13 protein-coding genes are annotated in these 13488 nt (G+C 48.2%); all 13 read left to right on the top strand.

Going from position 1 to position 13488, the window contains the following annotated elements; genetic code table 11:
• Positions 1-33: 33 nt before the first annotated feature.
• The 13 genes from K0504_RS07340 (at position 34) to K0504_RS07280 (ending at position 13452) form a co-directional block, all read left to right on the top strand.
• Positions 34-864, top strand: a complete 831-nt coding sequence (locus tag K0504_RS07340; protein WP_220103523.1) for a CheR family methyltransferase — start codon at positions 34-36, stop codon at positions 862-864.
• A gap of 114 nt (positions 865-978) precedes the next feature.
• Entirely contained in the window at positions 979-1380 is a 402-nt protein-coding gene (gene flgB, locus K0504_RS07335) for a flagellar basal body rod protein FlgB (protein ID WP_220103522.1), read from the top strand.
• Between the two features lie 2 nt (positions 1381-1382).
• The gene (gene flgC / locus K0504_RS07330; RefSeq protein ID WP_220103521.1) at positions 1383-1799 is read left to right on the top strand and encodes a flagellar basal body rod protein FlgC; all 417 of its coding nucleotides are present in this window, start codon (positions 1383-1385) and stop codon (positions 1797-1799) included.
• 11 nt (positions 1800-1810) lie between these two features.
• Entirely contained in the window at positions 1811-2506 is a 696-nt protein-coding gene (locus K0504_RS07325; RefSeq protein WP_220103520.1) for a flagellar hook assembly protein FlgD, read from the top strand.
• 29 nt (positions 2507-2535) lie between these two features.
• Positions 2536-3873, top strand: coding sequence for a flagellar hook protein FlgE (flgE, locus tag K0504_RS07320; RefSeq protein ID WP_220103519.1), 1338 nt, complete (start codon positions 2536-2538; stop codon positions 3871-3873).
• Positions 3874-4096: 223 nt separating this feature from the next.
• Entirely contained in the window at positions 4097-4843 is a 747-nt protein-coding gene (locus K0504_RS07315; RefSeq protein WP_220103518.1) for a flagellar basal body rod protein FlgF, read from the top strand.
• A gap of 15 nt (positions 4844-4858) precedes the next feature.
• Entirely contained in the window at positions 4859-5647 is a 789-nt protein-coding gene (gene flgG / locus K0504_RS07310) for a flagellar basal-body rod protein FlgG (RefSeq protein WP_220103517.1), read from the top strand.
• A gap of 13 nt (positions 5648-5660) precedes the next feature.
• Positions 5661-6332 carry a flagellar basal body L-ring protein FlgH gene (flgH, locus tag K0504_RS07305; RefSeq protein ID WP_220103516.1) on the top strand — a complete coding sequence of 224 codons (672 nt, stop codon included), beginning with the start codon at positions 5661-5663 and terminating at the stop codon, positions 6330-6332.
• A gap of 14 nt (positions 6333-6346) precedes the next feature.
• Positions 6347-7444 (top strand): flagellar basal body P-ring protein FlgI, encoded by a 1098-nt coding sequence (locus tag K0504_RS07300; protein ID WP_225918017.1) that lies wholly within the window; start codon positions 6347-6349, stop codon positions 7442-7444.
• The gene (flgJ, locus tag K0504_RS07295; protein ID WP_318837947.1) at positions 7422-8450 is read left to right on the top strand and encodes a flagellar assembly peptidoglycan hydrolase FlgJ; all 1029 of its coding nucleotides are present in this window, start codon (positions 7422-7424) and stop codon (positions 8448-8450) included. The genes K0504_RS07300 and flgJ overlap by 23 nt, the downstream gene beginning before the upstream one ends.
• A 16-nt stretch (positions 8451-8466) precedes the next feature.
• Entirely contained in the window at positions 8467-10479 is a 2013-nt protein-coding gene (gene flgK, locus K0504_RS07290) for a flagellar hook-associated protein FlgK (protein WP_220103514.1), read from the top strand.
• Between the two features lie 10 nt (positions 10480-10489).
• The gene (gene flgL, locus K0504_RS07285; protein ID WP_220103513.1) at positions 10490-11740 is read left to right on the top strand and encodes a flagellar hook-associated protein FlgL; all 1251 of its coding nucleotides are present in this window, start codon (positions 10490-10492) and stop codon (positions 11738-11740) included.
• 155 nt (positions 11741-11895) lie between these two features.
• Positions 11896-13452, top strand: coding sequence for a flagellin N-terminal helical domain-containing protein (locus K0504_RS07280; protein WP_220103512.1), 1557 nt, complete (start codon positions 11896-11898; stop codon positions 13450-13452).
• Positions 13453-13488 lie beyond the last annotated feature (36 nt).

Raw genomic sequence — 13488 nt, 5'->3', positions numbered from 1 at the left:
ACTCATTGCACTAACAGGTATACGAGGTAATTAGTGCCTAAAAATCTGACGGACACGGAGTACACTGCTTTTCGCGAGTATTTAGAAAAGCACTCGGGCATTGTACTCGGTGAAAACAAGCAATATTTGGTGCGGAGCCGACTGGCCCCAGTTCTTGCGAACTTCAATTACAAGAACTTAACCGAGGTGCTAAAAGCACTGCAGGTTCCTAGTCAGCGTGAACTGCGCGCTACTGTTATTGATGCGATGACCACCAATGAAACACTCTGGTTTCGCGATGCCTACCCGTTTGAATTGTTAAAAAAGCAATTGTTTGCGGATTTCCATGGCATGAGTCGGCCGGTACGTGTTTGGTCGGCAGCTTGTTCTTCTGGGCAAGAACCCTATTCGCTGTCGATGACCTCGCTCGAATATCAAATGAGTAAACCTGGCGCTTTGGCCCGCGGTGTCGAGATTTTGGCAACGGATATTTCGGCTTCGATGCTCGACCAATGTAAAACCGCTGAGTATGACGAGTTGGCCTTGTCGCGTGGCTTGTCGCCAGAACGTCGTCGGCAGTTCTTTGAAAAAGCTGATGCTGGTCGCTGGCGATTGAATGCTAAGGTGCGTCAGCAAGTATCTTTTCGCTACGCCAACTTGCTCGAAAGTTATGCCTTACTGGGGCGTTTCGACATTATATTTTGTCGTAACGTACTGATTTATTTCTCTTCTGATGTGAAGGCTAAAATCATTTCTCAATTTGCCTCGGCGTTGAATCCGGGCGGCTATTTGATGTTAGGCGCGTCTGAATCTATCTCTGGTTTGTCTGATAAATTTGAGATGATTCGATGTAACCCAGGTATTGTTTACAAAGTTAAGAAATAACCCTGATCCGGCACTCGCCGGATCACCTTTTTACTTCCTCAAACTCACTTAAAGTGTCAAAAATAAGTCTGGCATAGTCATTGCTTAATCCAACTCATCGATGGAGGATTTGCAATGGCAATTAGTTTTGATAAAGCGCTTGGGGTGCATCAGCACACGCTCGGGATCCGTTCTCAGCGTGCGGAGGTATTGGCTTCGAACATGGCCAACGCTGACACGCCGGGCTATAAAGCCCGCGATTTGGATTTTAAAACAGCGTTAGCCAACGCACAGAGCAATGTCACCAGCCGGCAAAATCTTGCCCAGACGGATAACCGACATATTGCCGCCAGCAGCGAATTTACGCCCGAGTTGAAATTCCGAGTGCCAAACCAGCCCGATACGGGTGACGGCAATACGGTTGATGTACAAACCGAGCGTAATAGCTACCTCCAAAATTCCCTTGAATACCAGGCCAGCGTGCAATTCCTGAGCAGCAAGTTTAAAGGCCTAACGAAAGCGCTGAAAGGAGAATAACCATGAGTTTATTCAACGTACTAGATGTTTCTGGCTCTGCCATGTCAGCGCAGTCGGTGCGAATTAATACCACCGCCAGTAATTTGGCGAATGCCAATAGTGTATCCAGCAGTGCGGATGAAACTTACCGCGCACGGCAACCGGTGTTCGCCGCAGAACTTAACAAAGCCACTAGTCACCAAGATCATAGCGTCGGTGTCAATGTCGTTGGTGTGGTCGAAAGTGACCGGCCACTGAATGTCGAATACATGCCGAATCACCCTATGGCGAATGAAGACGGCTATATCTTCAAACCAAACGTCAACGTTGTTGAAGAAATGTCCAACATGATTTCAGCTTCACGTTCTTACCAGTCCAACGTGCAAGTAGCTGATGCGGCTAAACGTATGCTGCAGCGCGCTTTAACGTTGGGTCAGTAAGGGGAATATAAATGAGTATTGATAGCACAGTAAGCAGCTCATATACCGACTCGCTGCGATTGGATACGTCCAATTCTGCGGTGTACGAGACTGAAGAAGAACGTAGTGAGTTAACCCAGGAAGATTTCTTTTCGCTGCTAACCCAACAGTTGGCCTATCAGGATCCATCGAATCCGGTAGAGAACGCTGAAATGATTTCCCAGATGACCGCATTCCAAACCTCCGAAGGGATTTCTGAATTGAATGACCAGATAGGTGGTTTGGCCGACATTATGACGTCATCTCAAGCGTTGCAAGCGTCGACCTTGGTTGGCCAAAACGTGCTGGTAGCGGCAAATGCTGGCCACTCAAGCGGCAGCGGTTTTGATGGCATCGTCGCGTTAGAAGATCACACCAGCAACATTAGTGTGACCATTGAAGACGCCTCAGGACAAGTGATTCAGACCATTTATCTTGATGACCAGAGTGCAGGCAACGCTAAATTCGAGTGGGATGGCACAAACCTTGCTGGAGAACAAGCAGCAGATGGTGTTTATCAGGTCACAGTGAACGGGATGCAAAATGGCAAGTCCGTTGAATTACCAACCGCCGTCTATGCCAACGTACAAAGTGTTAGTTTGAGCAGCACGCTCGACGGCACCGCGCTTAACCTTTCAGGTTTAGGCACTATTAGTTTAAGCGATGTGCTAGAAGTCGCTGAAGGTTAAACGAATTCCGTAGAATTAGGAGAGCAGTTATGTCATTTAATATTGCGTTGAGCGGATTGAATGCGGCCCAGAAAGATCTTGATGTCACCGCGAACAACATCGCCAATGTGAACACATACGGGTTCAAAGAGTCACGAGCGGAATTTGCTGACGTTTACTCCACCAGTATTTTCACAAATAGCCAAACCAAGGTTGGTGAGGGCGTTACTACCGCGTCAGTTGCACAGCAGTTTAATCAGGGCAGTTTCTTATTTACCAACAACTCGCTGGATATGGCGGTTGACGGTGAAGGTTTTTTTGCCACTAGTGCTGAAGTAGATGACCAAACGGTTAATTTAACGCGCGCAGGTGCTTGGGCACTCGACTCTGAAAACTACGTGGTGAATTCATCCGGTGAATACTTACGCGCCTTTCCGGTTAACGCCGATGGCAGTGTCAGTTCGGTTTCATTAGCATCAACCCAACCATTGCAAATTCCGAGTTCTGCCGGTGACCCAACAGCGACAAGTTCCGTTGATATTAGTGTGAACTTGCCTAGTGGTGCGATTGCTCCTGATGACGGTACGGGTTTACCTGTAGCCTTTGATTACACGGACTCAAGCACTTACAACTCATCGACGTCGGTCACTATTTATGACTCTTTGGGTCAAAGCTATGTGATGACCACCTATTACCGTAAAGAAAATCTGTCGCCAGCTGCCAGTGATCCAAACCATTGGGAAGTGTATTACACCGTCTCAAATGGTACTGACACGACGCCAGTTGATGTTGTTGGTGGTGATGAAACCAGTGGTGGTCAAACCGGTCATTCCATTATTTTCAACAGCGACGGTACCTTAAACTCGATCAATGGTGGCAACGCGGTACAAACTGAAGAGCTAGGTGCTGCTGGTGCAGGCATTGATATGGGCGGTGCGGATGAGACTCAGCAGATCGTTATCAATCAGTCTAACCCAACGCAATATGCCTCTGCATTCCAAGTGAACAGCTTGACCCAAGACGGTATTACAGTGGGTCGTTTAACCGGTATTGATATTGCCACCAATGGTTTGGTTGCTGCGACTTATAGTAACGGCTTTACCGAACCGCTAGGCAAAATTGCGCTGGTCACCGTTGCTAACTCACAAGGGCTGTCTCAAATCGGCAACACCTCGTGGCAGGTAACTCAAGCATCAGGCGATGCCTTGGCAGGTGAAGCGGACTCCGGTTCATTTGGTAAAATTCAGTCGGGTACGTTAGAGCAATCGAACGTGAACTTGACCACTGAATTGGTTGACTTGATTACCGCTCAGCGTAACTTCCAGGCCAATAGCCGAGCGTTGGAAGTGAATAACACAGTGACGCAGAATATCTTGCAGATTCGATAATCGAACCGCGCTAATTAGGGCTGCCATCGGCAGCCCTTTTTGATCCTAGCTTGTTCCACTTGATTTTTATTTGTTCACATTAATGACGGAAACAACCTCCTTTCTGATACTCACGGTTTTTTGACACGCAGCTCCTACCAACTTGAAATACAACAAAAAATTCACAATGGCATCCTAGTTGCAGTCTCAGTGTTAGATCAATTTCACTGACAAAGGTTTGACTATGGATCGCGCGCTTTATATTGCCGCTCAAGGTGCCAATCAAAACATGAATGGTATTGCGCTGCGCAGTAACAACCTAGCGAATGCCCAAACCACAGGCTTCAAGGCCGATATGGAGCAGGCTCGTGCAATGCAAGCATATGGTGGCGGTTTGCCGACCCGAGTGTTTGCAATGACCGAGCGCCCCTCTCAAAACTTTGAAGGTGGCTCGTTTATGACCACGGATCGCCCGCTGGATGTCGCGATTAAAGGTGAAGGCTGGTTTGCAGTGCAGGCTGGCGATGGTAATGAAGCGTATAGCCGCTCTGGCAATTTGCGCATCTCCGAGGGCGGGGTCATTGAAAACGGCCGCGGTGAAATGTTGATTGGTGAAGCCGGACCAATTGTGGTGCCGCTCCCCATGGAAAAAATTGATATCGGTAATGACGGCACGGTTTCTGTGTTACCGCAAGGAGCTCCTGCCAATGCCATTGAAGTCGTCGGTCGAATAAAGATGGTGAACCCTGACATTCGAGAAATGATTAAGGGCACGGATGGTTTGTTTCGATTAAAGGATGGCACTGACGCGCCAGAAAGCATTGACGTTAAATTGGCGTCTGGTGTGCTTGAAGGCAGCAATGTCAATGCCGTCAATGAAATGACCAACTTGATCAGCTTACAGCGCCAGTTTGAAATGCAGATCAAAATGATGAAAACCGTTGAGGAGATGGACTCGTCCAGCTCGTCCTTGATGAGCCTACGTGGCTAATAAGAGGAACTGACTATGCATCCCGCTTTATGGATTAGTAAAACCGGTCTGGACGCGCAACAAACAGACATTTCGGTTATTTCTAACAACATCTCCAACGTCAGTACGGTTGGATTTAAGAAAAGCCGCGCGATTTTTGAAGACTTGTTGTATCAGAACATCAATCAACCCGGCGGTAGCTCTTCGGCCAACTCCGAATTGCCTTCCGGTTTAATGTTAGGTGCTGGTGCCAAAGTTGTTGCTACCCAGAAGATTCATTCCCAGGGCAACATTATCACCACTGATAACTCGTTGGATTTGACCATTAATGGCAAAGGGTTTTTCGAAATTCTGTTGCCCGATGGCAACATTGCCTACACCCGTAACGGCCAATTTACCCTCAATGATGAAGGCACGATTGTGACCAATGGCGCGGGCTATGAACTGCAACCTGCGATGCAGGTGCCGGAAGATGCTCAGTCCATCACCGTATCCGGTGACGGTCAGGTTTCGGTACAACTTGAGGGTGAGGCAGAAGAGACCATTATTGGTCAGCTGACTATTTCCGACTTCATCAACCCATCTGGCTTGGAGCCTATGGGTGAAAACTTATATGCCGAAACTGGCGCCAGCGGTGCTCCGATTCAAGGTAACCCGTCATTGGATGGTCTTGGCAGCATTGGCCAAGGCATGTTGGAAACATCGAACGTGAATGTCACCGAGGAATTGGTGAACCTGATCGAAAGTCAACGTGCTTATGAGATGAATTCAAAAGTTATCTCAGCGGTCGATCAGATGTTGTCGTACCTCAATCAACAGCTATAACGTGAGGCTCGCCATGAAACAGTTATTTATGATTGGAGTCGTTGCTTTGGTTGGCTGCAATGCGACCACTCAAAAGCCCATTCCAGATGATCCCTACTACGCGCCTGTGCTGCCAGAAATGAAGCCGCATGAGGTGATTCGCTCAGGGTCGCTGTTTCAGGATAGCTACTCACAGAACTTATATTCAGACATCAAAGCTCACCGAGTCGGTGACATCATCACGGTTGAATTGAGTGAATCCACTAGCGCTAAAAAAAGTGCTAAGAACGAGATCGATAAAGACTCGGAAGTTGGATTATCAACGCCCTTCATCATGGGAAGCCCGCTGACGGTTAATGGCAATGAAGTTAATGCCTCGGTGTCGATGGAAAACTCGTTCTCCGGTGAATCGGATGCAGATCAGAGCAACAGCTTAACTGGCGCTATTTCTGTTCACGTGGTGCAAGTGATGGCAAACGGCAATTTGGTCGTTCGCGGTGAAAAGTGGATGACCCTGAATCAAGGTGACGAATTTATTCGTTTATCCGGCATTATTCGGCCGGATGATATTTCGCCAGATAACTCCATTTCGTCAACTCGCGTGGCAAACGCGCGTATTCAATATTCGGGCACCGGTAAATTTGCTGATGCGCAAGAGCAAGGTTGGCTGTCTGCATTCTTTAACAGTCCACTGATGCCGTTCTGATGGGAGTCATGACCATGTTTCGTTCGATAGCAATGTTCGCTTTGCTGATGCTGTCCGCTTTACCTGTCGCACAAGCTGAAAGAATTAAAGACATCACCAAGGTACAGGGCGTTCGAGACAACCAAATTGTTGGTTACGGCTTGGTTGTAGGCTTGCCTGGTACTGGCGAACAAACCAAATACACGGCACAGAGTTTTCGCACCATGCTAAGTAATTTTGGTATCACCCTCGACTCTGGCACTAGCCCTAAAGTTAAAAATGTTGCAGCGGTGGCTGTGCACGCCACCATGCCCGCGTTTGTTAAGCCGGGCCAAACACTGGATGTCACTGTCTCATCTGTAGGTAGTGCAGAAAGTCTGCGTGGCGGTACGTTGCTACAAACCTTCCTCAAAGGGGTCGATGGCAAGGTGTATGCGATAGCACAGGGCAACTTATCGGTCAGTGGTTTTTCAGCCACCGGCTTAGATGGCTCTAACGTGGTTCAAGACACACCAACAGCGGGTCGAATTCCGAGTGGTGCAATTGTTGAACGAGCGATTGAGTCGCCGTTTAGTCAAGGCGATCACCTGACCTTTAACCTCGATCAACCCGATTTCACCACCGCGATGCGGGTCTCCGAAGCGATTAACGAGTTGGTTGGCCCTCGCACTGCCATGCCATTGGACGCTGCTTCGATTAAAGTTCTTGCGCCGCGCGATGTATCGCAGCGAGTCGCATTTTTGTCATTACTCGAAGAAGTTCAAGTTGAGCCTGCTGATGTTACTGCACGAGTGGTAGTAAATGCTCGTACCGGCACGATAGTCATTGGCAAAAACGTGACCTTATTACCGGCCGCGATTACACATGGTGGTTTGACCGTCACGATCGCTGAAACGCAGCAAGTTTCGCAAGCGAACCCGTTTGCTCAAGGTGGCGAAACAGTGGTGACCAATCAATCGGTCATTGATGTGAATGAAGAAGATGCGCGCATGTTTAAGTTTGATCCCGGTACGTCACTGGATGATCTCGTGCGTGCTATCAATGCCATTGGCGTTGGCCCGAGTGATGTTCTGGCAATCTTAGAGGCTTTGAAAGAAGCAGGAGCGCTACGTGGCGATCTCATCATCATCTAATGCCGCTCAAACGTTAGGCCAGGCAAGTAGCTTTAACGATCTAGCGTCGCTCGACAAACTTCGTTCGGCGGCGCAAAAAGATAAGGATGGGGCGCTACGTGAAGTCGCTCAACAATTCGAATCGATCTTCATGCAAATGGTGATGAAGGGAATGCGGCAAGCCAATGCTGCGTTCGAATCCGATTTGATGAACTCGAATTACACCGACTTCTATCGCGACATGGCCGATCAACAAATGTCATTGAATATGGCGCAACAAGGCGCCCTAGGTTTGGCTGACATCATGGTTCAGCAACTTAATCCTGAAGCTGGCTCTTTTACGCCTGCAAGCGTTTTACGCGGTGGCGAGGCTATTCCAACTAATGCTGATTCTGATGCCGAAGCTGAAGACAAACCTCTGACGATGCCACCAGAGTTGGCCTACCAACGCCGTCATAAACAAACCGTAGACAAAGCGGCGGCGGATCCCTCGGTTGCTATATCACAAGCTTCCGCAAGTGCAGCTAGCAATGCTCCTGCCGCGGAGCCTGTGAGTTTTGCTGATCCGCAAGAGTTTGTCGACAAACTATTGCCGATGGCAACAAAAACCGCGCAAGCGCTTGGTGTGAACCCTGCAGCAATTCTTGCACAAGCTGCACTTGAAACGGGTTGGGGCCAAAAAGTCATTCGCCAGAACGATGGCGCGAGCAGCAACAACTTATTCAACATCAAAGCAAATAATAACTGGCAAGGTGATCGCGCCAGTGTTTCTACGTTGGAATTTGAAGAAGGCTTGCCTGTCAGAAAAATGGCGGCCTTCAGAAGTTATGAAAATATTCAACAAAGCTTTGATGATTACGAGAATTTATTAACTAATTCATCGCGTTACAAAGAGTCTTTAGGCCAAAAATATGACTCGGCAGGATTCTTGCAAGAATTACAGAAAGCTGGTTATGCGACAGATCCAAAATACGCCGATAAGGCCATTTCTGTACTGCAACGCATTACTGGCATGCTTGAACTGTAATTAATAGGAAACTGCCATGCCGGTAGATCTGTACAACCTTGGTGTTAGTGGCTTGCTGACAGCTCAGCAGCAGCTCAGCACCACCAGCCAAAACATTGCCAATGTTGATACTGATGGTTATACCCGTCAGCAAGTCATTCAGGGAACCCAGAATGCCTTGTGGGAAGGGGGTAACTACTATGGCACCGGCGTTTACGCGCAAGAAGTCCGCCGTATTTACGATCAGTTTGCCTATAACGAATCCATCTATCACCAAAGTCGCTATTCCTATTCAGAAACTCTAACCGGCCGTTTGCAAGGGCTGGATGACATTATGTCGAATGTGGGCGGCAACATGCTCGATTCGATTTCTGAGTTCTATGACGCCTTAAACTCTGTGGTGGATCAGCCGACTGACGTGGGGATCCGGCAGGTGATGCTTGATAAAGCAGAAGCCATGACGGGCATTTTCAATTCCCTCAATGCTTCCCTGGAAGCTCAATTCGAATCGGTGAATACCGACATTGAAACCATCGCAGGCCGCATGGATGAGATTGGTGAACAAGTCGCAGAACTCAATCGTCAAATCATCACGGCGTCTGGTAACGGCAACGGCGCCACGCCTAATGATCTGCTCGATCGCCGCGATCAACTAATCACTGAGCTTGCTGAGTACACCAATGTGTCTACTGTAGAGCAGGCCAGCGGTGCGGTGACCGTGATTATTGGTAATGGCCAAACTCTAGTGGCTGATAACACCGCATTTGGTGTGAGCACTATTCCTGGCGCTCCTGACGTTCGTGACATTGAAATCGTCTTGACTCAAGGCGGCAATACTATTCCGCTTGATGGGCAAAATCTCGGCGGGCAGGTTGCCGCCCTGTTTGAGTACCGCGACGAAGAATTAAAGCTGGCCATGAATGAGTTGGGCCTGACAGCTATTGCTATGTCTGATGCATTCAATAGTCAGCAAGCTCAAGGGCTTGATCTGAATGAGTCATTCGGCAACAACCTATTTACCGACATTAACGACACCACACTCGCCCAGCAGCGAGCGCGCGTCGACACCAGTAATACTGGTACATCGCAGTTGCAAGTCAACATTACTGATGTCAACAGCCTGACCGCGAGTGACTATTACCTGCAATTTGATGGCAGCGATTATCAACTCACCGATCTAGATTCCGGCACCACTTACAACATCGGTGCACCTGGTGCCATCACCATGCCCGACGCTGATGGCGATGGTGTGTCTGATATTGGTTTTGAAGTCGAAGACTTCGTTGTGGGTGTGCCCGTAAATGGCGATAAATGGATATTAACGCCAACGCGTGAGTTTGGTGGTGACATTGGCGTCGAATTGAGTGACCCCGATCAGATTGCCGCATCTTCGGTATTTGAAGTGTACGAATCAGATACCAATGTCAGCCCTGCGGATGTAGAAATCATTAGTGTTGATCCGACCGATCCTAATTTCGCCACCGCGATGAATGGTATGGATTTTACCTTCATCGAAAACCCTGCCGGCTCAGGCACCATTGAATACGACATTTTAGACCCTTCAGGAACGTCTCTGATTGGCGGAGCTACCTTGCTAGGCGCGACGCCAGCACAAATTTCTTATGGTGGGGTAACGGTAGAAGTCACCGGTAACCCAATTGGCCAAGCATCAACAACAGTGCCTGCCGGACCGGGTACCCCTGAAGTTTATTCTGTGAACTACGCCTTCGGCCCCGGTAACAACTCCAATGCGGTGGCCATGACCGAGTTTCAGACCACTAAGTTGGTTAAAGACGGTTCGATGACCATTGAGGGCTCCTATCAAAATGTGGTGACTCAAATCGGGGTTCATACCGAAACAGCCGCCATTTTACATGAAACCAATACCACGACGTTTACCTCTGCGACCACAACTTTGCTGCAAGCTGGAGGTGTCAACTTGGATGAAGAAGCATCTAACTTGTTGAAGTATCAACAGTCTTATACGGCCGCTGCCCGCATCGTTACTGTGGCGAAAGAAATTACCGATACCTTGCTGAATAGCTTTTAAGAGGTGATGCATGCGCGTCTCAACCTTTCAGTTTTACCAGTACAACACCAACAACATCCTTGATAAGCAAAGCAAGGTAAACGACACCATCATTCACTTGAGTGAAGGCAAGCGCGTGATCACCGCATCCGATGATTCGGTGGCGGCGAACTCTATTCTTAACTTCAAGCAAGAAGTTAGAGTTACCGAACAATATCAGCGCAACATTGATTTCGCAGAGGCCCGTTTACAAACCGAAGAAACGGCGTTGACCTCGGTCGAAGATCTGATGCTGCGGATCAAAGATCTCGCACTGCAAGGTAACAATGGTTCATTAGGGACTGACGCGAAAGAAGCCATTGCTCAGGAAATGGAAAATCGCTTAGACGAGTTGCTGAGTATTGCTAATACACGCGATGAATCAGGAAGCTACATCTTTAGTGGTTATCAAACCGAGCGTCAGCCATTTACCCGCCAACCCGATGATACAGTGCTTTACAGCGGCGATCTTGGAGTTCGTGAGACAACCATCGGCTCGAGTGTTTCGGTAGAAACCAACGATCCGGGTCAGTCGGTGTTCATCGATATTGATAATAGCGTCGGTGACCTCCGGCCAACTTATGCCACGACCAACAATGGTACTGCGTTTGTTGATTCGGCAAATATTGTTGATCCGGCGAATTATGACCCTTCCCTTGAAGTGCCAGATGGCTATCGTATCGACTTCGTCGATCTCGATGGCGATGAAGTCGTCGAGTATCAATTATTTGACGGTGCCGGTAACCAAGTTGTTCCTGCGTTGCCGGGGCCACCGGATTCAAATCTATATGAGCCGGGATCTGCGATTAACTATAACGGGATCGAATTTGTGATCACTGGCGATCCAGAAGCCGGTGACAGCATCACTCTCAACGAATCGCGCACCAAAGATATTTTTTCGACTGTACAAGATGCCATCGATTGGATGCGCTCTTCATTCGACGACGATCAGGAAAAGGCCATGCGCCAGGTGGAAATGGGTCACATCATTTCCGATATGAATCAGGCCATGCTGCACATCACCTCAACTCGCTCAAACGTTGGTTCTCGTCTGCAAGTGATCGATAGCCAAACCAACATTAATGAAGATTACAAAATTACCGTTCAGACCGCTCAGTCCAACTTGGAAGATCTGGATATGGCGGAAGCGTCAACGGAATACAGCCGGCAAACTCTTGCCCTTCAAGCGGCACAGCAGGCTTTTGCCCAAGTTCAAAATTTGACGCTATTTAACTTTATCTAACATTTTTTAACGTAAGCATATGAAATATAACAACAAGTAACAGTTGGCATGAACGATGCTTTATTAATCATGTCGCTGGAATAAACCGGCAATATTTTGACTCGATTAACGGCCTTCTGATTAAGGCCATAAAACACTGAAGTTGGAGGCTAGAAATGGCTCTTACCGTACAAACTAACGTGTCGGCTCTGAATTCGCAGAGAAATCTGAACCGCACCTCTGAAGATCTGAACACGTCTTTGACTCGGCTGTCTTCTGGTCTTCGTATCAATAGCGCAGCCGATGATGCTGCCGGCTTACAAATTTCAAACCGTCTGACCTCTCAGATTAGTGGTTTGGGCGTCGCAATTCGAAATGCTAACGATGGTATTTCGATGTCGCAAACTGCAGAAGGCGCGCTACAAGAGTCAACCAGCGTTTTGCAACGTATGCGTGATTTATCTATTCAAGCGGCAAATGGCTCGAATAGCTCTAGCGATCGTTCTGCGATTCAAGAAGAAGTGGTTCAGCTGCAAAAAGAACTGACCCGAATTGCCGAAACCACTACCTTCGGTGATCGTAACTTGCTCGACGGTACCTTTGGTACTGAGTCATTCCAAGTGGGAGCAAATGCAAATGAAACTATTGAAGTTGCGCTTGCAGCCTTTACTGCCTCTGATATGGGGTCGTATCAACAGCAATTGACTGTGGCATCAGATGCAGCTCAAGCCGTATCTGAAGGCTTAGGAGCCGTAGCTACTGGCGTAGCATCCTCTGCACCTCTGGATAACGGCGTTGATGCGGGTACCCTAACCATTACTTCAAATGGTAATGAAGTTCCTGTTGATATAGATGATGAATTCTCGGCAAAAGAGATTTCCGATAAGATCAATGCTGTGGCTGGTGAAACAGGTGTTTCTGCCGATGCGCGTACCAAAGTTAAATTAGGTGGATTTAGCGGTGACGATACGATTTCCTTCAACTTGATGGGAACGAATGACGATCCGTTAAAAGCAAAAACTATTATTGCAGTAACCGATGCTGACGGCGGGCTTGAAGGGCTAGCTAATGAAATTAACAAAGTATCTGCAGATACGGGAGTTACAGCGACAGTTAATTCTTCTGGAGATATCGAGTTGATCAGTGAGCGCGGTGACGACATTGCGATTACTGAGTACAGTAGCCGAGCGGGTACAGCTCTGACTGCTCAAGCTTACGAATATGATGGTGAAACTGTTGCTGGTGCTGCTCAAACGTTGGCTGGTGGTACAGGTAATATAACGATTTCAGGAACAGTACGATTCGACTCGTCAACGTCTTATACTGTTGATGCTGCCACAACAAATATATTAATAGGCTCATCGGACGCTACGGGGATTATGGGAGCCGCAGCGGCAACCAATGTGTCAGGCCTTGCTGAAATTTCAGATATTGATGTATCAACTGCCAAAGGCGCGCAGGATGCCTTGTCTGTGATTGATGGCGCATTAAACTACATTGACAGTTCCCGAGCGCAGTTAGGTGCGGTACAAAACCGTTTATCGTCGACGATTTCTAACCTCGATAATATTATCGAGAACCAAAGTTCTGCACGGAGCCGGATTCGTGACACAGATTTCGCAGCGGAAACAACTGAGTTAACCAAAAATCAGATTTTGCAACAGGCAGGTACGTCAATCTTGGCTCAGGCTCAGCAGTTGCCGCAGGCGGCATTGAGTCTGCTTCAGGGATAACGGTAAATCACTCTGAAAGGCAGCTGTTATGGCTGC

Source organism: Neiella holothuriorum, from assembly GCF_019457915.1.
GTDB lineage: Bacteria > Pseudomonadota > Gammaproteobacteria > Enterobacterales > Neiellaceae > Neiella > Neiella holothuriorum.
Note: the sequence above shows the minus strand (reverse complement) of the source record. Positions and strands in the feature narration are given on the sequence as shown.